The following is a 19,500-nucleotide window of genomic DNA, read 5'->3' as shown; positions in this document are numbered from 1 at the left end:
GGTCAACATATCTTAAATCGTTTCAATAAGACGTTTGGAGACTAGGCGGACGCACCGGCCCACGTCAACCCATGCCGGGGCGATCCTGTTAACCTCGCAGCCATGGCAGTGGCTCAAGTGCGTGACGTGGCAGCCCTGGCGGGCGTCTCTGCAGGCACCGTGTCCAACGCCCTGAACCACCCGTCGAAGGTGTCCCCGTCCACACTGACCCGCATCCAGGCGGCGATCGACGAGCTCGGCTACATCCGCAACGACGCTGCCCGTCAGCTCCGCGTCGGCACGAACCGCGCCATCGGCATGATCGTGCTCGATATCGCCAACCCCTTCTTCACCGACGTCGCACGCGGGGTCGAGGACACGCTCATCGAGCCCGGTCGTCCCTTGATCCTCGGGAACAGCGCCCAGCAGGAGTCGCGCGAGACGACGTATCTCGACCTGTTCGAGGAGCAGCACATGAGCGGGGTGCTCATCACGCCGGTCGGAGACGTCATGGACCGGCTGCGTCGCCTGCGCGACCGCGGCACCTCAGTCGTGCTGGTCGATCGCCTGACCCAGACCGACGAGTTCTCGTCGGTGTCGATCGACGACCAGATCGGTGGACGGCTTGCGACCGAGCACCTTCTCGAGATCGGTCGTCGACGCATCGGCTTCATCGGTGGCCCGACCAGCCTGAGCCAGGTCGGCAATCGTCTCTCCGCGGCCCGGGCAGCGGTGGAGCAGCACGGTGGCGGCACCATCCTGCCGATCGAGAGCGCGGCGATGGACGTCGCCGCGGGCCGGAGCGGCATGGGACGCCTACTCGACGTCCCGATCCGTGAGCGACCGGATGCGGTGTTCGCAGCGAACGACATGGTAGCGCTCGGCGTTCTGCAAGCGCTCACGCTTGCGGGGGTCCGCGTCCCAGACGACATCGCGATCGTCGGCTACGACGACATCGACTTCGCCGCGTCGGCCGCGATCCCGTTGACGTCGGTCAGGCAGCCGGCCCGGCAGCTTGGTTCCACGGCTGCTTCGTTGCTGCTGGAGGCCATTGCCAGCCCTGAGAGGTCAGACGTCCGCCACGTGATGCTGGAGCCAGAGCTGGTCGTTCGCCAGTCGACGTCGCTCTGAAGCCCCGAGGTCGACTCCCGTCAGCTCAGCTGGCTATCCACTCACTGGACGGCGGGACCAGGTCCTCGAGCTGGTTCGACAGCTCGTCGGGGATCACGGCGCCTGCCAGCTCGACGAGCTCGTCCACCCGCTGCGGGCTCGAGGCACCCACCAGCACGGCATCGACTCCCGGCGCGTGTACCGCGAACTGCAGTGCCGCGGCAGCGAGCGACACGCCGTACCGTTCGCACACCTGCGACATGCGACGTGCGGCGTCGACCTGAGACGCGGTTCCCAGGCCGTAGGCGTAGAGATCGTCCGGGCGAGGATTGCGCGCCAGGACGCCGCCGCCGAACGGGGCCGCGTTGATGACCCCCATGCTTCTCTCGGTTGCCGCTTCGATCAGCGGCCGAGCGGATCTGTCGACCAGAGTCATGCGGTTGTGGGTGAGCAAGACGTCGAAGGCACCGGTCTGGACATATCGCCTCATCTCCTCGACTCGTCCCCCCGCGATGCCAATGGCATCGACGAGACCCTCGCGCTTGATCGCCACGAGTGCCTCGACGGCACCTCCTCGGCCCATGGCGTCCGAGAAGGCGAGGTGCTCCTCCGGGTCGTGCAGGTGCAGAAGAGGGACACGGTCCAGACCGAGCCGTTCAAGACTCTCCTCGAGAGACCTTCGCACGCGGCTCCCGTCGAAGACTCCCGTGGACGGGTCGGCGTCGACCTTGGTGGAGAGGACGAACCCGACCGGCAGGCCATCGGCGCGATCGATTGCCTCGCCGACACGACGCTCGCTGTCGCCGCCCGAGTAGGCGTTGGACGTGTCGAGAAAGGTGATCGGTCCGTCGAACACGCGCGAAACCGTCGCGACGCCCTCGTCTGCCGAGGTGTCGTGCCCGTAGACGGCAGAAGCCCCGCCGAGCGGGCTTCCGCCCACGCCGAGCCCAGTGACGACGAGCCCGGACGCGCCCAGCGGTCGTGGCGAGAGCGGCGTGCTGACTGGAGTCACTGGTCGCCCACCGGCAGACGTCGATGGTGCGCCACGTCCCGGTACCAGTGAGCCGACATCTTGTAGGTTCGATCGAACGTGCCATCAGTGTCGACGTGGACCAGCCCGAATCGTGACGAGTACGCGGCGGTCCACTCGTAGTTGTCGAGCAGCGTCCATGCGTAGTAGCCCTCGACGCCGAGACCGGCGTCATGTGCTTCGATCGCTCGCCGCAGGAAGGCCGACATGTACTTGATGCGATCGTCATCGTGGACGACGCCGTCCTCCACGACACCGTCGTCGACTGGCGTTCCGTTCTCGGTGATGTAGATGGGTACCGTGACGTCGTAGTCGCTGCGGGCGGTCTGCACGGCTTCGGTCAGCGCATCCGGGTAGAGCTCGGTCCCATTCGACAAGAAGTTGCCGCCGGGCATCGTGTCGGCCTGCTCCCACCAGTACGGATTGAAGTTCGTCGAATCGACCATGACCCGGCCGTAGACGTTGATGCCCAAGAAGTCGATGGGCGTCCCGGCCACCTCGTAGTCGGTAGGCGCGATGTGAGGCATCGTGTCCGAACGGCCGAAGAGCCGGACCTGCCGGCCGCTGAGGCCGCCTGCGAACAGCTCAGCGAAGAAGAAGCGGAACGACTCGTCCTCTCCCTCATCGGCAAGCACTTGGTTCTCGTCGGTGGGCGCGACGCTGTGGCGCTTCCAGACGTCCACGACGATGCCGATGCTGCCGGTGGCACCGGACGCGCGGAACTCCTGGACGGCGCGCCCGTGCGCCACCATCGCGTGATGCATCGCCTGTCGGCCGGTCTTGGGGTCCGCGATGCCGGGCGCGAAGAATCCCAGGCCGTAACCGACCCAGATGGCGATGGGCTCGTTGAGCGTGGCCCACATCGGAACCCGGTCACCGAACAGCTCGAAGGCTCGTCGCGCGTAGGCGGCGAACCACTCCACCACCTCCCGGTTGGCCCATCCGCCCCGGTCCTCGAGAGCCTGCGGCAGGTCCCAGTGGTAGAGGGTGACGTTCGGTGAGATGCCCAGCGCGAGCAGTCCGTCGATGAGCCGGTTGTAGTAGTCGACCCCCTCCGGATTGAGCTCGCCCACGCCGTCGGGGATGAGGCGGGACCAGCTGATCGAGAACCGATAGGAATCAACTCCGAGATCGGCCAGGATCCCGAGATCTTCGTCAAGACGGGCATACGCCTCCGACCCGCGGTCTCCAGGAACGTCGTCGTGCGTGTTGCCGGGAACGTGGGTGAAGGTGTCCCAGATCGACGGGCCGCGGCCGCCGGTCGAGGCGGCACCCTCCACCTGGTAGGCGCTGGTGGCGACCCCCAGGACGAACCCGTCGGGGATGGGCATGTCGGTCATGGTGCGCTCTTTCCGTGGGAGGCAGGACGACCGTCGGCGACTGACTCAGCTTCGTCAGCATCCTCGGACAGCTCCCTGACCTCTGACCTGAAGATGCGCAGCGCCTGTCCGGAGCCCCGAGCGAGGTCCGGGAGCTTCTTGCCACCGAACAGGAGCAGCACCACTCCCAGGATGATCAGGATCTCGGTCGGTCCCAGTTGTCGCAGCATCTCAAGCTCCTGGCTCGTCAGGCAGGCGACCGGGTGGTCGCCGTGCGTCAGTGAAGAATCCGCGGCCGTCATGCGCGGCCGTCGCTGGACCACTCGTCGTGCCAGCGCATGCGGGGGTCTCGAGTTTCATGCAGGTGTCTCGTGCACGTAGGTTCCTGGCCCCAGGTGGATCTCAGCCTGACCGTCGAACGAGACAACCCCAGTCATGCCGGTCGGTATGGTCGACGTCACGGTCAAGATGTCGTCCGAGAGCTTCCAGCACACCTCGACCGTGCCGTGCCGGGTGTCCAGAGCGGCCTTGGACCACGTGATTCCGCCGCCGGGCCGCGGGGCGATGTGCACCCGCGAATAGCCGGGTTCCAAGGGCGCAATACCGCCAATGGTTCGATGCATCCAGTCGGCGACGGCTCCCAGCGCGTAGTGGTTGAAGCTCGTCATCTCACCCGGATTGATGGTTCCGTCCGGCAGCATCGAGTCCCAGCGCTCCCAGATCGTGGTCGCTCCCATGGTGACCGGATACAGCCACGAGGGGCACCCACGTTCGGTGAGGAGCCGGTAGGCATGGTCGAGATGACCGGTTTGCGCGAGAGCGTCGCAGATGTAGGGCGTGCCGGCGAAGCCGGTCGACACACGGTAGGCATTGTCGTGCACCAGCTCGGCGAGCCGTTGTCCGGCAGCCGCGGACGTCTCCGCATCGAGCAGCCCGAAGACGATCGCCAGTGAGTAGACCGTCGGACAATCAGACGCCACCCGGCCATCAGCAGCGACATAGTGCTCGTTGAACGCCGTCCGGGTGGACAGAGCGAGCGCCGAGAACTCGGCAGCGTCGGCCTCGAGGCCGAGAACGTCAGCGGTCTCGGCGACCAGCGTTGCCGACCGGAAGAGAGCGGCAGTCGAGACGACCCCTTCGTCAGCCTTCGCCTGGTAGGGGTTCTCCGGGGGCGCATCTGGGTCGAGCCAGTCGCCGAACTGGAAGCTGGTGTCCCACAGGCCGGTAGGAGACAGCAGCGAACGCACCCGTCTGACGTGAGCCGCCATCGAGGGGTACTGCCGCTCCAGCACCGATCGGTCGCCGTAGGCCTGCCACAGCGCCCACGGCACCCACACCGCGGCGTCCGACCAGAAGGCCGTGCTGTCGGGTTCACCGAAGCCCTCGACAGGGGGGTTCATCTTGAAGATGTCAGGGACCACGAATGGCACCACGCCGTTCGCGTGCTCCTGCTCGAGCGCGAGGTCGACCAGCCAGTCGGACAGGAACGAGTCGACGTCGAAGAGGTACGCGGCAGTGGGTGCGAAGACACTGATGTCGCCGGTCCAGCCGAGCCGCTCGTTGCGCTGGGGGCAATCAGTCGGCAGGTCGAGAAAGTTGCCCTTGGTTCCCCAGACGACATTGCTGTGCAGCTGGTTGAGCATCGGATCCGAGCACTCGAACCGGCCAGTCCGCTCGATCCGAGAATGCACGACGACGGCTTCGAGTGACTCCGGCGTCAGCTCCCCGGCGACGGCCGTCGGCCAGCCCGTGATCTCGGCGTACCGGAAGCCGTGGAAGGTCATGGTCGGCTCGAAGAAATCGCTGTCACCGCTGAGGATGAACCGATCGGTGGCCCGTGCGTCCTGGAGCGGCCGAACGCCCAGCTCGTCATGTTCGAGCACCTCGGCGTGACGGACCCTGATCTCGCTGCCTGCCGGGCCCCTGACGGTGAAGCGCAACCATCCGACCAGGTTCTGGCCGAAGTCGACCAACGTGCGACCCGATGGCGAGGTCCACACCGCGACCGGTGTGATCACGTCCTGCCGAGTCACCGGCGGTCCGACATATGGAGCAAGTCGTGTGGTGTCGAAATCGATGCCGATGGTGGGAATGGTGAGGTCTGGCTGGGCACCCGGCTCGTACCAGGCTGCTGCACGGCGACCAGCGTCGATCGTCTGACCGTCGTACAGATCATTCTCGAGGACGTCCGACGGATGTGCCGTCCATGAATCGTCCGTGAGGACCGTCTGGACGTGCCCGTCACCAAACGTGACCTCCAGCTCCGCGATCAGCCCGAGCCGCTGACCGTAGAACGCCCGTCCCGCCATGAAGCCGAGCCGGCCACGGTGCCACCCGTTGCCGACGAGCGCAGTGACGACGGTCGTGTTCGCGACCAGGCGGCTGACGTCGTGCGTGCGGTACCTCAGCCGCCACTCGTAGCTGCTCCACCCCGGACTGAGGACGTCGTCTGACACCGGAGCACCATTGACGCGGACGTCGTGCACGCCCAGGCTGCTGACGCGCAAGATCGCCGACTCCACGTGCCCATGACCGTCATCGAGTGTCAGCTCCTTCCGGAACAGCGGTGCCACGGCAAGGTCCACAGCCGGAGTGATCATCGTGGCTGACCATGGATCGACCGCGCTGCTTTTCATGACGGGCCTCTCAACCACTGATGTGACGAGCTTCGGGATCGGATGACAGGAGACCGCGCAGCGCTTCCCCGCTGTCGCGGACGACCCGCGAAGGGACGTCGAAGATCATGACCGACGGCTCGTCCGGGGTGTACGCCGGCCAGCTGGCAGCTCTGCTGACGATGAACATGGCCGCGGCCCCATGGACGTGACGCGCCAGGTCGTGGGGCGGAGCGTCGCCGAGCAAGGCTGTCACGTCCTCGCGATCGAGCAGGTCGAAGAAGAACGGGACGTCGACGCAGTGGACGGCCGAGCCCACGGAGCCAGACGGCCACGCGAACCGGTAGAGCCACGTGACGGACCCTCGCTCGGACCGGCGAGCGGCCACGTCGTGCGCGGGGGCGCGGAAGATGAGGTCCGTGGCGATCTGCCCGATCACCTCGGGTGCTGCGTCATCGCGACTGGCGAGATACGTCGACGCTGCGGCGGGGCTCACCCCGATCCGCCGAAGCACCTCAGCAGGGGCGACACCGACCACGCCGGGGTCAGCCGCGAACACCTGGGTGAACTCGTCATCGGTGCTTCCGATCACCAGTGGAACATCGAGCGCGGCGTCCGAGGTTGCAGCGGACAGACTCGGCACCTGGATCAGGTCCCCGTCGATCCACGGACCCCAACCCATCCCGTCGGTGATGAAGTCGGCAGTGGTCTGGGCGGCGTCGTCCGAGTCGCCGGGAGCCAGCAGCTGCTCCTGCAACTCCATCACGACGGTTTCGGGGATGGTCCGCCATCCCGCGACAGTGGCCGGCACGCCGGCGAGCTCGGCCATCCGTCGTCCTGTCGCCTGCGCCCGCGAGGCAGGACAGTGGAAGGCTGCCGGTGACAGAGCGATGGCACCTGAGAAGAGCCCCCGCGCAGACTCCATCCCCATCAGGGTGAGGACGGCGGTGCCGCCGGCCGACTGACCCGCGATCGTCACCCGGGCCGGATCACCGCCGAAAGCCGAGATGCACCGCTGCACCCACTGCAGCGCCGCAACCCAGTCGAGAACGGCACGGTTGACAGGTGCGTCCTCGATCCAGCCGAATCCCTCGAAGCCGAGCCGGTACGACACCACCACGCTGACGACTCCATCGCGATTGAACGCCTCGCCGTCGTACCAGGGGCTCGCCGGCGACCCGGAGACGAACCCGCCCCCATGGATCCAGACGAGGACCGGCCGCAGCTCGTCGCTCGTCACCGACGGCCTGAACACATTGACGTTGAGCGTCGCGTCTCCAGGCACGGATGGTTCGGGGATGAGCGTCGGCATCGCAGCCACTCCGCGTTGGGGGGTCGGACCGTGGTGCGACGCGTCGCGAACGCCGGCCCAGGGCGACACCGGCGTGGGTGCCGCGAACCGCAGAGGTCCGACCGGCGCTTCCGCGAACGGGATGCCGAGGAATGCCTCGGATCCGTCGCGCGCGACTCCCCTCACTGCGCCCAGCGGCGTCACGACGACGGGCGAGGTGCGAGTTCCATGTCCGGTCACGCTGCCGCCCTCATCGCTGAATGCGCGGGGCGGCCGCGATGAGCTCACGGGTGTAGTCGTTCTCCGGGTTGCGAAGTACCTGGTCGGTCGTTCCGGTCTCGCGAACCCGACCGGACTCGAGGACGACGACACGGTCAGCGATCGAGGCGACGACACCCAGGTCGTGGGTGATGAAGAGGACCGCCAGACCGAGCTGTTCTGACAGGTCTCGCAACGTCTCCAGCACAGCAGCCTGAACGGACACGTCGAGGGCGGAGGTGATCTCGTCGCACACGAGGACCTCCGGGTCGCTGACCAGCGCACGCGCCAAGGCGACGCGTTGCCGCTCGCCTCCAGAGAGCTCGCGCGGCAGCAGCCGGTACTTCGCCGCCGGCAGGCGGACCATGTCGAGCAGTCGTTGAGCCGCGGTGTCGGCGTCCTTGGCGCGAGACCCGCGCAGGGTGATCGCCGGCCGAGCCACCTGGTCCAGGACCGATCGGCGTGGGTTGAGCGATTCGAACGGGTTCTGGAACACCATCTGGATCGACTGCATCTGCGCGACCGTGCGTCGATCGATCCCGCTGGAGAGCAGTTCGCCTCGCAAGAGCACCCGTCCCCCGCGAGCCGGTGTCAGGCCCATGACGGCGCGGGCCACCGTGGTCTTGCCGCTGCCTGACGCGCCGACCACTGCGACGCACTCGCCTCGTCCCACGGACAGCGAGACGTCGTCGACCGACGCCACGACCTTGCCGCGCTGCCGGTACTGCACGGTCAAGTCCTGCACCTCGAGAACGGCCGATCCACGAAGAGACGCGGGGACGTCAAGCAGTTCGATGTCGACCACGGTCACCTTCGACGACTCGAAGCAGCGCACACTGTGGGCCGGACCGACCAGACTCTCGTCTGGCATGGACTCTGTGCAGCGCGCCACCCCTAGGGTGCAGCGCGTCACGTACGGGCAACCGGTCTGTGGGACCCCACTGGCGCTCTCGCCGGGAATCGGCACCAGCTTGCGACGCACCTCGACATCGGGCGCGCATGCCAGCAGCGCTGCCGTGTAAGGGTGCTGCGGTCGGTGCAGGACCGAGGCAGCAGGGCCTCGCTCCACGATCCGGCCGTCGTACATGACGACGATCGTGTCGGCCAGCTCAGCGATCGAGGCGATGTCGTGCGTGATGTACACGATCGCAACGCCCTCGTCGCGCCTCAGCCGGTCGAGCTCGACGAGGAACTGTCCCTGCGCCAGCACGTCGAGCGCTGTCGTCGGCTCGTCAAGGACCAACACCTGAGGGTCGCAGGCCAACGACACGGCGATGGCCAGTCGCTGGCGCTGACCACCTGACAGCTGATGCGGGAATCGTGAACGGAACTCGGCAGATCCTGGCAGCCCGACACGCTCCAGCTGGCGGGCGACGAAGGCGTCATCGACCGCGAGGCCGTGGACGTGGCGCATCTCCTTGATGAGCTTGCCGACCCGGTGGACAGGGTTCAGGGCCGTCGACGGGTCCTGAGGGACGTACGAGATCTTCTGGCCACGATACGTGCGTGCCAGGGGTTCGTCGTCCAGAGGCACGTCCTCGCCGCCGATCACCAGCGACCGGCTGGTGATCTCGACACCCGGCTTCGCGAAACCCAGAAGTCCCAGGGCCATGGTCGACTTGCCGGATCCGGACTCGCCGACGACCGCCAGGACCTCGCCGCCCCTGACTGACAGACTCACGTCGTCGACGATGGCGCGACCGCTCGTGATCGTCGCCCGGAAGCCTTCCAGGCGGAGTACGTCGTGGTCAGACATGTGATCGATCCAATCCTCGGGCCAGGCCCTCGCCGAGCAAGTTGGCACCGATCGTCGCCAAGGCGATCGGGATGACCGGCAGGAGCACGGCCAGCGGGTTCAGCGAGAAGATCTGCTGGTTCTCGAGGATCATTCGCCCCCAGTCCGCCGCGGGCGGGGCAGAACCCGCGCCCAGGAAGCTGGCAGAGGTCACGAGGAACATGCTGATGATGAACCGCAGGGGGATGTCGGCCAGCAGCGGGCGCGAGATGTTGGGGATGATCTCGCGCCGCAGGACGGCAGTGGTCCTCTCTCCGCGTAGTGCCGCTGCCTCGACGTAGGTCGTCGTGCCGACCTCCAGCGAGATGGTGCGGACGTACCGGGCAATCACAGGAATCTGAGCAAAGATCGCTCCCACCAGGACGCTGACGCTGCCCGCGCCGAGAGCAGCGATGGTGAGCAGCAGGAGGAGCAGACTGGGGAACGCGAGGAAGAGATCCACCACCGACATGACGGTGCGATCGGTCCTGCCGCGCCGGAAGGCCGCGAAGAGTCCCAACGCTCCCCCCACCGAATAGGCGACCACCGTGGCCACGAGCGCGATGGCCAGGATGACGCGGCCGCCTGAGAGCGTCCGGCTCAAGACATCCCGTCCCAGCACATCAGTGCCGAACGGAAGGCCCGAAGCCGGCCCGGTCGCCGGAATCCCGAGCGCAGCATTCGGAGAGTGCGGTGAGATCAATGGGCCGAAGACCGCAATCAGCGCCACCAGCGCCAAGAGCCCCGCTCCGATTCCGGTCATGCCGCGAAAGCGGACCATGCGCTTCATCGTGACGCTCCGGGACGGAGCTTGGGGACGAGGAACATCACGAGGAGATCGGCGCCGAGATTGGCGAACACGGTCATGGCTGCGCTGAGCACAGCGACTGCCTGGACGAGGCGGATCTCGCCGCTCAGCACACCTGCCGAGAACTGCGACCCGATGCCCGGATAGCTGAAGACAGTCTCCACGATGATGAGGCCTCCTACGAGGTACGGGACGAGCATGGCGATGATCTGCACGGTGGGTACCAAGGCGCTGCGCAGGGCGATCTTCCACACGATCCGACGCTCTGGGGTGCCATTCAATCGAGCCGACTGCACGAACTCGGATGTCAGGACGTCGATCATGCTGGCGCGCAGGAATCGTCCGGCGAATGCCACCAGACCAAGGAGAAGAGTCAGGACCGGCAGCACCAGAACCTCAGGTTGGGTGATGGGGGACTCACCCTGGCCCAACAGTGAAAGAGGCGGCAGCAGGTCGAGCCGCACTGAGAGCAGGTAGATCAAGACGGTGCCGACGACGAACTCGGGCACGGACAAGAAGACGAAGCTGAGCCCGCTGATGACGCTGTCGGTCACCCCGCCGGCACGCACAGCCGTCACCGAACCGACCACGAGCACGATCGGCACCAGCAGCAACAGCGTCACGCCGCCCAGCAGCAGGGAGTTCACCCCCTGATTGGCCAACAGCCCGCTGACCGTGGCGCTGGAGTTGGAGCCTTTGCCGACCAACGTGCCAAAGTCACCCTGCAGGAAGTTTCCGAGCCACGAGAAGTACCTCGACAGGAACGGCTGGTCCAGACCGAGCTGAGCGTTCAGCTCGGCGACTGCTCGGGGCGTGGCACCACGACCGAGGATCCTGCTGGCAAGGTCGCCGGGCAGCGCCTCCAGGGCTGAGAAGACGAGGAACGACAGTGCCAAGAGGGTTGCGACGGCGATGCCGAGGCGACGCAGAAGGTAGGTTGCCATGCTCACTCGACCCAGAGGTACTGCCAGCCGCTCGGGGCGCTCCCGATCTGAGCAGTCGGGAACTTCTTGTCCGGGGTGTAGTCCGCAAAGACGTTGTGCACCTTCTTGGCGTAGACGTTCGCAGCAGGACCGTTCGCCGGCCAGATGTAGGGGACCTGCTCGTGCACGTACTTCTGGACAGCTGCCCACTTCTCGGTCGCCGCAGCCTCGTCGCGTTCCGCTCTCGCGGAGGCGAACAGCGTGTCGTAGGTCGAGTCCTTGAAGCTCGACTCGTTCGACGTCGCAGCCGACCCGAGTGCCTGGTCGTAGAAGGCCCGCAGGGAGTCAGCCGGCCAGATCGCGACGGTGAACGGGCGGGAGAGATACCCCTGCTGCGGGTTGAAGTACGCGTCGGGCGACACGGACTTCAACGTGACGTCGAATCCTGCGGCCTTGGCCGACTCCTTGACCAACGCACCGAGCTGGTCAGCGCCGAACAACGGGGTGACCACGAGCTCGACCGAGAGCCGGTCGTGACCTGCCTGCTTGAGCAGCGCTCGGGCGGCCTTGGGGTCGTACGTGCGTTGCGCGAGGCTGTCATCGTAGAAGGGCAGGTTGAACTCCTTGCCCTTGCCGATCAGGTCGTTCATGATGATGCCCTCGCCGAGGAACATCTGCCGGTTGATCAGCTCCCTGTCCACCGCGAGCGCCATGGCCTGCCGCACTCGAACGTCATCGAACGGTGCCGCATCCACCTTCATGACGAGGCCGCTGTTGGCAATGGCTGGCGGGTTCGACTTGGTGACCTGCAGATCCTTGGCGCTCCGGGCGAGATTGAGCGGGATGGACACAGCATCGATCTGGCCCGCACGTACGGCGCTCAGAGCCGCGTTGTCGTCCGCGATGGCCACGATGATCAAGGTGTCGGGATACGGCGCCCCGGGCACCCAGTACGTGTCGTTGCGCTTGAACGTCGCGCGCTGACCCGGGGTGCCCGATGCGAAGACGAACGCGCCCGTGCCGTTGGGCTTGCTGAAGTCAGTCGTACCGTTCTTGACGATGGCGGCATTCGCCGAGGTCGTGAGTGCGATCCAGCCGGCATCGGCGACCTTCATCGGCACCTCGACCGTCAGGGAGTCGACCGCGCGGATCTTCTTCACGTCGACGTTCGTCACAACGGACGCGCCGAAGAACGACGTCGCCATCGCGTTGAGGGAGAAGACCACGTCGTCCGCGATGAACGGCGATCCGTCGTGCCACGTCACGTTCTCACGCAGGTGCAGGGTCCAGGTCATCGAGTCCTCGCTGACGTCCCAAGACGTCAGGAGTGCGGGCTGAGATTCCTTCACACCGGCGAAGACCAGGGTGTCGTAGACCGCGACGTTGCGCACGTAGTCACCGAGCCCACCAGCATTGAAGGGGTTCCACCCGAACTCGGGTCCGTCGCCGACGATGCCGCGCACGAACTGTCCACCCTGCTTCGGCTTCTGGTAACCCGGAGCTGCCTGCGAGCCCGGGGTCGAACCGCTGTCGCAGGCGGCAAGGGCACCTCCGGCTGTGAGCGTCAGGCCGATGGCGGCGCCAATGCGCAGGAAGTTGCGACGATTCAGGTCGAGGTCTTGGCTCACGGGTGGCTCCAATGATGGCGGTTGGCATTCTATCCGTTTGGACAGTAGTGTGTGCGGGATCATCTTGGCCAGCGATCCGCTGAATCAATTGAATCGTTTTTACGATCGAGTGACCGTACCCCGGATTCAGGCGTGACGGCAACCACATCACGCAGAAATGTGTCCACCGGCCGATCTGGCCACCCTGCGGGTCTGTCAGTTGGCAGGCCCGGACTTCAGGCCACTAGGCTTGCCGCGACGACGAGGAGTTCCGGTGAACGAGGGCGAGGCCACGCCAGCAGTACGTCCCGCATACGGCGGGGGGCGCGAGGCCCTTCTTCGCGCAGCCGTCCACGTCGTGGCGACTCGCGGTCTGCGCAACCTGACGTTCCGCGCGGTGGCCACCCAGGCAGGAATGACGCACGGCCTCGTCCGACACCACTTCGGCACACGCGACGCCTTGATCGAGGCGGCCCTGGAGCACTCCATCGCCACGAGCATGGAGGAAGGTGCCTTGGAGCCCGCGACCGGCGAGCTGGCTGACTTCTCTGCCAGCCTTCCAGCCGCCGTGAGTCTCAAGCCCGAGACGCAGGCCTTCCAGTACGAGCTCATGCTCGAGGCCCGCCGGACGCCTGCGCTCGCTCACCTGACCGAACGTCTCTACGCCAGCTATCGCGAAGCGACTCAGCGGGCGCTCGTCGCCATGGGACTCGGAGACGACCCCGCGTTGACCGATCTTGTCTTCGCCGCACTCGACGGTCTCGTGTTCGATCAGCTGACCCAGGGTATCGACGAAGACCGCATGGGGCGGGCGATCGAGCGACTGCGAACGATACTCATCGGTCTGCGCGATGCCAGCCTCTGACCCGGGGACGCCTCCATGACCGACTCGACAGGGTCCTCTCGGACCGGCATGTTCAACCTCGACGTCGCCGCGATCGAGACCTCGATCCGCGGTGCCGTGCACGTCGAGGCCAGCGCCGATGGTGGCGTGGTCCCCCGCCGGCTGGATCCCGAGCTGGCACGTCGCGCACACTTCAGCGGGTTCGAGCTGGTGAGCGCCCAGGCCGCCGGCATCTCGATCGAGCTGATCACCTCGGCGAACGTGCTGGAGATCGACGCCCATCTGACGCGTTTCACGTACGGCGACAGCGCCGGACCTGCGCAGTGGGTGGCCGAGACGCCTGACCACAGCACCACGGTCGACAGCGATGCGTCGGCGGGAGATCTGGTGTTCGCGCTGCCCGCTGACGTGTTCGAGCTCCGCCCAGGACCGGCGTCCACCATCACGTTCTCGCTCGGCACCAGCTCGGTCGCCCGCCCAGTCCGCGTGTGGTTGCCGCACACTGCGCAGACCCGCATCTTCGCGATTCGCGCCGACGGCCCTGTGTCCGCACATCCGCGATCCGTCGCCGGGCCGCGCTGGGTCCACTACGGCTCGTCCATCAGTCACGGCTCCGACATCGCCAGTCCTCGTGACATCTGGCCCGTCACGGCGTCCGAGCAACTGGGGATGGACGCGATCAATCTCGGCCTGGCCGGCAACGCGCTGCTCGACCCATTCGTGGCGACGACGATCAGCGCGCTCCCAGCCGACGTGATCACGTTGAAGATCGGCATCAACGTCGTGAACTGGGATGCCTTCACCGCGCGCACCCTGGCCCCAGCCCTGCACGGATTCCTCGACCTCGTACGGGCGGGACATCCTGCCACGCCGCTCGCCCTCATCACGCCGATCTGGTGCGGGATGCATGAGCACAGTCCGGGGCCGATCGACATCGACCTCGAGACGGGCCAGTTCTTCGTCCCGTCGCACGGCGTGGCCGACCGACTCACCCTGAGCGAGGTGCGCCGGGTGATCCAGGACGTCGCCGAGCTGCGCGGCGACCCGACGCTTCACGTGGTCGACGGACTGTCGCTCCTCGGAGAAGACGACGCGCACCTGCTGCCGGACGGACTGCACCCCGGCGAAGAGGGCTCTGCGGTGATCGCACGAAGGTTCGCCGACCTCGCGCGCGATGCTTCCACCCCCCTCGGCGGTGCCTTCGCCCCGGCTCTCAGGATGCCCCGCACCCGCCGCACGGTCTGAACCGTCAGCCGTCCAGCCGGCGCAGGCCCATCGACTGCGAATCGAGACCCTCGGGGTTGGGGGCGTAGATAGACAGCATTCGCGCGTACACCGGTGCCCAGTATCGTCCGGTCGATCCGGCGCGCACCCTGATCGTGTCGCCCACCGCCGCGACCGCGACCTGCCCATCGGACTCCACGTGCAGCTCACCAGCGAGGACGAAGTTGTACTCGTCGAAGGGATGCTGGTCGGTCCATTCGGCCGCTCGGAGCTCCCACTCCGTCATGGCGACACCGACCCACCCGTGGGGCGAAGGCTCGATGATGGCTCGTCCCGGCATGGGAGAGGCGGAGGTGTCCAGGGGACTGGCGGGGATCTTGTCCAAGGTCATGAGCACGCTCCTTCTGAGTCGAGGTCGCCGAGACCGGCACGATCAGCATCTATCCAGATGGATACTTCGTCAAGGCTGATGCGTCATCGCCAGCAGCTGCTGCTCGAGCGCGGAGCGGCGCACCGGGTCCGTTCCGGCCCACCACAGCGGCTGCATCGACGCACCGTCGGCCGCCGCCACCACGACGGCCACGATCTCGTCGGGCAGCCTGTCACCGCGCAGGCGCTCGTCGAGCCGGTCCGTGAAGCGGCCCACGACGGCCACGGTGCGCGGCTCGTCCAGCACCATGGCCATCACGATCGGGCTCATCCCCGCCGACTCCGATGGCGTCCAGGGGACGAAGCACGAGCGGACGTAGGCACGGCAGAAGCGTCCCGGCTCATGGTCGTCCGGATCGATCAACCCCTCCACGAGGTCTTCGTACGACTGCATGATGTCGGTGGCCACAGCGACCAACAGGTCTTCCTTGCTGCCGAAGTGGTAGAGCAGCCCGCCCTTGGTCACGCCGGCCGCACGAGCGATGTCGGCCAGACTGGCCGATCTCCCCCTCTGCACCAGTGCGTCAGCTGCGGCGTCGAGGATGACCCGCCGCGTGCCGTCCGGTGACCGTCCCGCAGTCCGTCCCATCGGATGACCCTACGCGGGATCGATCGCGCGATCGATCGCGGTCACGTCGCGGCCGCTCGGGATGAGCCGCCACGCGACGACTGCAGCCAACCCGGCGGCAGCAGCAGCCACGAGAGCCGTCGCCTGCACGGAGTCGACGAACGCCTCGCGCGTCCCGGCCAGCTGCGGCGACCCCGGCGCAAGCACCCTCACGGCGGACGCGAACGAGTCCTCGACCGTCGCTCGCGTCGCGCCGGCGATCGAGTCCGGGAGCGACAAGGAGTGGCGGTACACCAGTGACATCAGCGATCCGAGCACCGAGATCCCCAGCACGACGCCCAGCTCGTTGGCCGTCTCCGTGACGGCCGAGGCCGCTCCTGCGCGTCTCGGCGGCACGGCCGCCAGCACGACGTCGGCCGCCACGGTCATGGCCAGGCCAAGGCCCAGACCGATGGGCACCATGACCACGGCCAGCCAGAGGTAGTCTGCGCTGCCGGCCGCCAGCGACACACCACCCAGGCCGACGGCCGCGAGTGCCAGACCGGTGGCGATCGTCCGGCCGTAACCCAGGCTACGGACGGTCGCCGATATCACGATCACGACCACGATCGAGGCCACCGTGATCGGCAGCTCGGCCAACCCCGCCTGCAACGGCGTCATCCCACGACCCAGCTGGAGGTACTGCGAGAAGAAGAAGAGCAGGCCGACCAGGGCGAACAGCGCGATCATGCTCGACACGACAGCCCCCGAGAACGATCGATACCTGAACAGAGCCAGATCGAGCAGCGGGTCGTCGATGCGACGCTGCCGGCGGACGAAGGCGACCGAGGTCGCAACAGCTGCCAGCGCCACCGCTCCGGCCTCCGCCCCCATCCCCTCGGCCACGGTGTGCTTGATGACGAACACCGTCGACGTCAACGACACGATCGACAGGACGGCCGAGAGAAGATCGAAGCGACCGGGGTCCGGATTCTTCGACTCCGGCAGCAACCAGGCACCGCCGATCAGGACGATGACCATCACCGGGACGTTGATCAGGAAGACCGAGCCCCACCAGAAGTGCTCGAGCAGGACCCCGCCGGTCAGCGGGCCGATCGCCGAGCCTGCACCGAACGACGTCGCCCACAAGGCGATGGCTCGGGTGCGCTCGGCATCGTCGGTGAAGATGTTTCGGATCAGCGACAGCGTCGACGGCATCACCATGGCCCCCGCGACACCCAGCAGGAGCCTCGCGGCGATCAGCATCTCGGGGGTCGTGGAGAACGCCGCCAGCACCGACGCCGAGCCGAATGCGGCACTGCCCGTCAGGAGCAGCCGCTTGCGTCCGAAGCGGTCGGACAGATTACCCATCAGCACGAGCAGCCCAGCCAGCGCCAACGAGTAGATGTCACCGATCCACAGCACCTGCTCGGCGCTGGGCGACAGACCCGCGGTGAGGGCAGGGACCGCCAGGGCGAGCACAGTTCCGTCGATCGACAGCAGCAGCGCGGCAAGCATCAAGATGGCGAGGGCGAACCAGCGGCGACGGCTCGACAAGGTCGCAGTCGCCGGGCTCATGGACCAAACTATACCTGATGGTCAGTATAATATCGATTCAAGACACGTCTCGGCAGCACCGCCATCGGCCTCCCGGGCCGGGCACAATGGACGGATGCGTGCCATCGTGGTCCCGTCCGTCGCTGCAGCACCCGAGGTCCGAGAGGTCGCCGTACCCGTCGCACCCGACGGCGGAGTCGTCGTCGAGGTTCGGGCCACAGGGTTGTGCCGCAGCGACTGGCACGCCTGGGCCGGCCACGAGGGCGTCACCTTTCCACACGTCCCCGGGCACGAGCTCGCAGGCGTCGTCGTCGAGGTCGGCACGGGAGTTGCCCGCTGGGGCGTCGGCGACCGTGTCACGGTCCCGTTCGTCTGCGGCTGCGGGACGTGCGAGTGGTGCTTGGCCGGCGACGCCCAGGTGTGCCCGCAGCAGCGACAGCCCGGTTTCAGCGACTGGGGCTCGTTCGCCGAGCGCGTGGCGCTGGTCGCGGCCGACGTCAACCTCATCGCGATCCCGGACGAGGTGGACTTCGCGACGGCCGCGAGCCTGGGCTGCCGGTTCGCCACGGCGTACCGCGCACTGATCGGTCGCGCACACCTCGTCGCCGGCGAGTGGGTCACGGTCGTCGGTGCCGGAGGAGTCGGGCTGAGCGCCGTCATGATCGCCAAGGCGCTCGGCGCCCACGTGGTGGTCGTGGACAGGAACCGCGAGGCCCTGGACGCTGCGGCCTCACTCGGTGCCGATCACGTCTTGTTGGCCGATCACCCGGACCTGATCCAGGTGGTCAGGGACATCGCAGGTGCCGGGACCCACGTGTCCGTCGACGCGGTCGGTAGCGAGGAGACCTGCTCAGTGGCGATCCACAGCCTCCGCCGCCGTGGCCGCCACGTCCAGATCGGGCTCCTCCCCCCGATCCAGGGTGAGCCACGCGTGCCGATGGAGCGTGTCATCGGGTGGGAGCTCGACGTCCTCGGCTGCCACGGAATGGCGACTGTCGACTACCCCGGGATGCTCGCACTCATCGCTCAGGGTGCGCTGCGGCCGCAGGACCTGGTCGAACGCACCATCGGCCTCGAACAAGCCGCGCAGCTCCTCCCCCGTTTCGACCGGGCCACCGTCGCCGGCATGACGATGATCGACCCATCCCGCTGACAGGTCGGCCCCCTCGAACGACCCGTCACACCTAGGCGTCGAGGACGAGGCGTGGGCTCCTGGCACGGGAGACGCACACCATCATGCAGTCGTTGGCAGCACGCTCGTCGTCGTCCAGCACCGAGTCACGGTGATCGACCTCCCCGGCGAGCACGCCCTGCTCGCACGTGCCGCAGACGCCTTCCAGGCAGGAGCCGAGCACCGCGACCCCTGCGGCGCGCATCGTGTCGAAGACCGTGACGCCGGGCTCGACGGTCAAGGTCATCCCGGACTGCTCGAGCACGACCTCGAACGCGGAGTCCTCGCCGTCCAGCTCATGCTCACGGGGCGAGAACCTCTCGAGGTGGAGGGAGCCCGCAGGCCATCCGGCACAGCGCTCCTCGACGGCCGCCAGCAACGACTCGGGGCCACAGCAGTACACCAGCGTGTCAGCGGTCTCGACGTCGAGCGCCGCCTCGAGGTCGATGCGACCGCGCTCGTCGCCGGGGACGCACCGGACCCGATCACCGTGCGCGGCCAGGCGCTCGCGGTAGGCCATCGACCCGCTCGTCCGGCCTCCGTAGTGCAGGATCCAGTCAGCGCCGGAGGCGTCCGCCTGCTCGATCATCGGGATGATCGGGGTGATCCCGATACCGCCCGCGATGAACACGTAACGCGCGCTGTCCTCGAGTCCGAAGTGGTTGCGGGGCCCGCGGATGGTGACACGCTGGCCCTCGGCGAGCCGGTGGACGGCCTCGGATCCCCCGCGACTGTCCGGCGCACGCAGCACCGCGACCGTGTAGGAGTCGCGCACCGACGGACTCCCGCACAGGGAGTACTGACGGACCAGTCCGTCGCCGAGCACGACATCGAGATGCGCTCCGGGCTCCCACGGGGGCAGTTGCGCACCGTCGGCCGGCACGAGGGTCAGCTCGACGACGTCCTGGGCGACCTGCACCAGACTGGCGACGATCGCGACCGTCTCGATCTCGACGGCCTTCACCGACATCAGCTGCTCCACTTCGTCTCACCACTTTCGTTTGTATCCAAACG

17 protein-coding genes are annotated in these 19,500 nt (G+C 67.1%); 4 read left to right on the top strand and 13 right to left on the bottom strand.

Annotation, left to right across the window (positions count from 1 at the left end):
• Positions 1 to 102: 102 nt before the first annotated feature.
• Positions 103 to 1,110 (top strand): LacI family DNA-binding transcriptional regulator, encoded by a 1,008-nt coding sequence (locus JOF40_RS06675; RefSeq protein ID WP_129181251.1) that lies wholly within the window; start codon positions 103 to 105, stop codon positions 1,108 to 1,110.
• 25 nt (positions 1,111 to 1,135) lie between these two features.
• Here JOF40_RS06675 and JOF40_RS06670 read toward each other — a convergent pair whose 3' ends face one another.
• Genes JOF40_RS06670 through JOF40_RS06630 form a run of 9 tightly spaced genes read right to left on the bottom strand, consistent with a single transcriptional unit; the run spans position 1,136 to position 12,735 of the window.
• Positions 1,136 to 2,101, bottom strand: a complete 966-nt coding sequence (locus JOF40_RS06670) for an aldo/keto reductase (RefSeq protein ID WP_129181249.1) — start codon at positions 2,099 to 2,101, stop codon at positions 1,136 to 1,138.
• Entirely contained in the window at positions 2,098 to 3,459 is a 1,362-nt protein-coding gene (locus JOF40_RS06665; RefSeq protein ID WP_209674421.1) for a glycoside hydrolase family 1 protein, read from the bottom strand. The genes JOF40_RS06670 and JOF40_RS06665 overlap by 4 nt, the downstream gene beginning before the upstream one ends.
• A complete protein-coding gene (gene tatA / locus JOF40_RS19940; protein ID WP_281064698.1) occupies positions 3,456 to 3,740 on the bottom strand; it encodes a twin-arginine translocase TatA/TatE family subunit in 285 nt (94 codons plus the stop codon). The genes JOF40_RS06665 and tatA overlap by 4 nt, the downstream gene beginning before the upstream one ends.
• A 54-nt stretch (positions 3,741 to 3,794) precedes the next feature.
• Positions 3,795 to 6,038 (bottom strand): alpha-L-rhamnosidase, encoded by a 2,244-nt coding sequence (locus tag JOF40_RS06655; protein WP_245343402.1) that lies wholly within the window; start codon positions 6,036 to 6,038, stop codon positions 3,795 to 3,797.
• Between the two features lie 46 nt (positions 6,039 to 6,084).
• Positions 6,085 to 7,584, bottom strand: a complete 1,500-nt coding sequence (locus JOF40_RS06650) for a carboxylesterase/lipase family protein (protein WP_188111707.1) — start codon at positions 7,582 to 7,584, stop codon at positions 6,085 to 6,087.
• A gap of 10 nt (positions 7,585 to 7,594) precedes the next feature.
• Positions 7,595 to 9,358 (bottom strand): ABC transporter ATP-binding protein, encoded by a 1,764-nt coding sequence (locus JOF40_RS06645; RefSeq protein WP_129181243.1) that lies wholly within the window; start codon positions 9,356 to 9,358, stop codon positions 7,595 to 7,597.
• Positions 9,351 to 10,166: an ABC transporter permease gene (locus JOF40_RS06640; RefSeq protein WP_129181241.1), complete on the bottom strand. Its 816-nt coding sequence runs from the start codon at positions 10,164 to 10,166 to the stop codon at positions 9,351 to 9,353. The genes JOF40_RS06645 and JOF40_RS06640 overlap by 8 nt, the downstream gene beginning before the upstream one ends.
• Positions 10,163 to 11,128, bottom strand: a complete 966-nt coding sequence (locus JOF40_RS06635) for an ABC transporter permease (protein WP_149712866.1) — start codon at positions 11,126 to 11,128, stop codon at positions 10,163 to 10,165. Before JOF40_RS06635 ends, JOF40_RS06640 begins: the two co-directional genes overlap by 4 nt.
• Positions 11,129 to 11,130: 2 nt before the next feature.
• On the bottom strand, positions 11,131 to 12,735 hold the full coding sequence (locus JOF40_RS06630; RefSeq protein WP_188111706.1) for an ABC transporter substrate-binding protein: 1,605 nt from the start codon (positions 12,733 to 12,735) through the stop codon (positions 11,131 to 11,133).
• A gap of 253 nt (positions 12,736 to 12,988) precedes the next feature.
• Here JOF40_RS06630 and JOF40_RS06625 point away from each other — a divergent pair, with 253 nt between their 5' ends.
• Together JOF40_RS06625 and JOF40_RS06620 are read left to right on the top strand one after the other, a co-directional pair.
• Positions 12,989 to 13,579, top strand: coding sequence for a TetR/AcrR family transcriptional regulator (locus tag JOF40_RS06625; protein WP_209674419.1), 591 nt, complete (start codon positions 12,989 to 12,991; stop codon positions 13,577 to 13,579).
• 15 nt (positions 13,580 to 13,594) lie between these two features.
• Positions 13,595 to 14,803, top strand: a complete 1,209-nt coding sequence (locus JOF40_RS06620) for a GDSL-type esterase/lipase family protein (protein WP_129181232.1) — start codon at positions 13,595 to 13,597, stop codon at positions 14,801 to 14,803.
• Positions 14,804 to 14,807: 4 nt separating this feature from the next.
• Here JOF40_RS06620 and JOF40_RS06615 read toward each other — a convergent pair whose 3' ends face one another.
• The 3 genes from JOF40_RS06615 to JOF40_RS06605 all read right to left on the bottom strand — a co-directional run bounded on the left by JOF40_RS06615 (position 14,808) and on the right by JOF40_RS06605 (position 17,336).
• Positions 14,808 to 15,173 carry a EutQ-related cupin domain-containing protein gene (locus JOF40_RS06615; RefSeq protein WP_209674417.1) on the bottom strand — a complete coding sequence of 122 codons (366 nt, stop codon included), beginning with the start codon at positions 15,171 to 15,173 and terminating at the stop codon, positions 14,808 to 14,810.
• 69 nt (positions 15,174 to 15,242) lie between these two features.
• Complete coding sequence (locus JOF40_RS06610) at positions 15,243 to 15,800, bottom strand: TetR/AcrR family transcriptional regulator (protein WP_129181230.1); 558 nt, start codon at positions 15,798 to 15,800, stop codon at positions 15,243 to 15,245.
• A 9-nt stretch (positions 15,801 to 15,809) separates the two neighbouring features.
• Positions 15,810 to 17,336 carry an MFS transporter gene (locus JOF40_RS06605; protein ID WP_129181229.1) on the bottom strand — a complete coding sequence of 509 codons (1,527 nt, stop codon included), beginning with the start codon at positions 17,334 to 17,336 and terminating at the stop codon, positions 15,810 to 15,812.
• 94 nt (positions 17,337 to 17,430) lie between these two features.
• Here JOF40_RS06605 and JOF40_RS06600 point away from each other — a divergent pair, with 94 nt between their 5' ends.
• Positions 17,431 to 18,468, top strand: a complete 1,038-nt coding sequence (locus JOF40_RS06600; protein ID WP_129181227.1) for a zinc-binding dehydrogenase — start codon at positions 17,431 to 17,433, stop codon at positions 18,466 to 18,468.
• Positions 18,469 to 18,499: 31 nt separating this feature from the next.
• Here the strand turns inward: JOF40_RS06600 and JOF40_RS06595 are convergent, their stop codons facing one another.
• Positions 18,500 to 19,456, bottom strand: coding sequence for a PDR/VanB family oxidoreductase (locus JOF40_RS06595; RefSeq protein ID WP_129181225.1), 957 nt, complete (start codon positions 19,454 to 19,456; stop codon positions 18,500 to 18,502).
• Between the last annotated feature and the right edge of the window lie 44 nt (positions 19,457 to 19,500).

The organism is Aeromicrobium fastidiosum (genome assembly GCF_017876595.1).
GTDB lineage: Bacteria > Actinomycetota > Actinomycetes > Propionibacteriales > Nocardioidaceae > Aeromicrobium > Aeromicrobium fastidiosum.
The sequence above is the reverse complement of the archived record's forward strand: the minus strand, read 5'-3'. Positions and strand labels throughout refer to the sequence as shown.

Coding starts and splice junctions, on each gene's coding strand:
- JOF40_RS06675 (WP_129181251.1), top strand. CDS start 103: ATGGCAGTGGCTCAAGTGCGTGACGTGGCAGCCCTGGCGGGCGTCTCT.
- JOF40_RS06665 (WP_209674421.1), bottom strand. CDS start 3,459: ATGACCGACATGCCCATCCCCGACGGGTTCGTCCTGGGGGTCGCCACC.
- tatA (WP_281064698.1), bottom strand. CDS start 3,740: ATGACGGCCGCGGATTCTTCACTGACGCACGGCGACCACCCGGTCGCC.
- JOF40_RS06655 (WP_245343402.1), bottom strand. CDS start 6,038: ATGATCACTCCGGCTGTGGACCTTGCCGTGGCACCGCTGTTCCGGAAG.
- JOF40_RS06645 (WP_129181243.1), bottom strand. CDS start 9,358: ATGTCTGACCACGACGTACTCCGCCTGGAAGGCTTCCGGGCGACGATC.
- JOF40_RS06640 (WP_129181241.1), bottom strand. CDS start 10,166: ATGAAGCGCATGGTCCGCTTTCGCGGCATGACCGGAATCGGAGCGGGG.
- JOF40_RS06635 (WP_149712866.1), bottom strand. CDS start 11,128: ATGGCAACCTACCTTCTGCGTCGCCTCGGCATCGCCGTCGCAACCCTC.
- JOF40_RS06620 (WP_129181232.1), top strand. CDS start 13,595: ATGACCGACTCGACAGGGTCCTCTCGGACCGGCATGTTCAACCTCGAC.
- JOF40_RS06615 (WP_209674417.1), bottom strand. CDS start 15,173: ATGACCTTGGACAAGATCCCCGCCAGTCCCCTGGACACCTCCGCCTCT.
- JOF40_RS06610 (WP_129181230.1), bottom strand. CDS start 15,800: ATGGGACGGACTGCGGGACGGTCACCGGACGGCACGCGGCGGGTCATC.
- JOF40_RS06605 (WP_129181229.1), bottom strand. CDS start 17,336: ATGAGCCCGGCGACTGCGACCTTGTCGAGCCGTCGCCGCTGGTTCGCC.
- JOF40_RS06600 (WP_129181227.1), top strand. CDS start 17,431: ATGCGTGCCATCGTGGTCCCGTCCGTCGCTGCAGCACCCGAGGTCCGA.
- JOF40_RS06595 (WP_129181225.1), bottom strand. CDS start 19,456: ATGTCGGTGAAGGCCGTCGAGATCGAGACGGTCGCGATCGTCGCCAGT.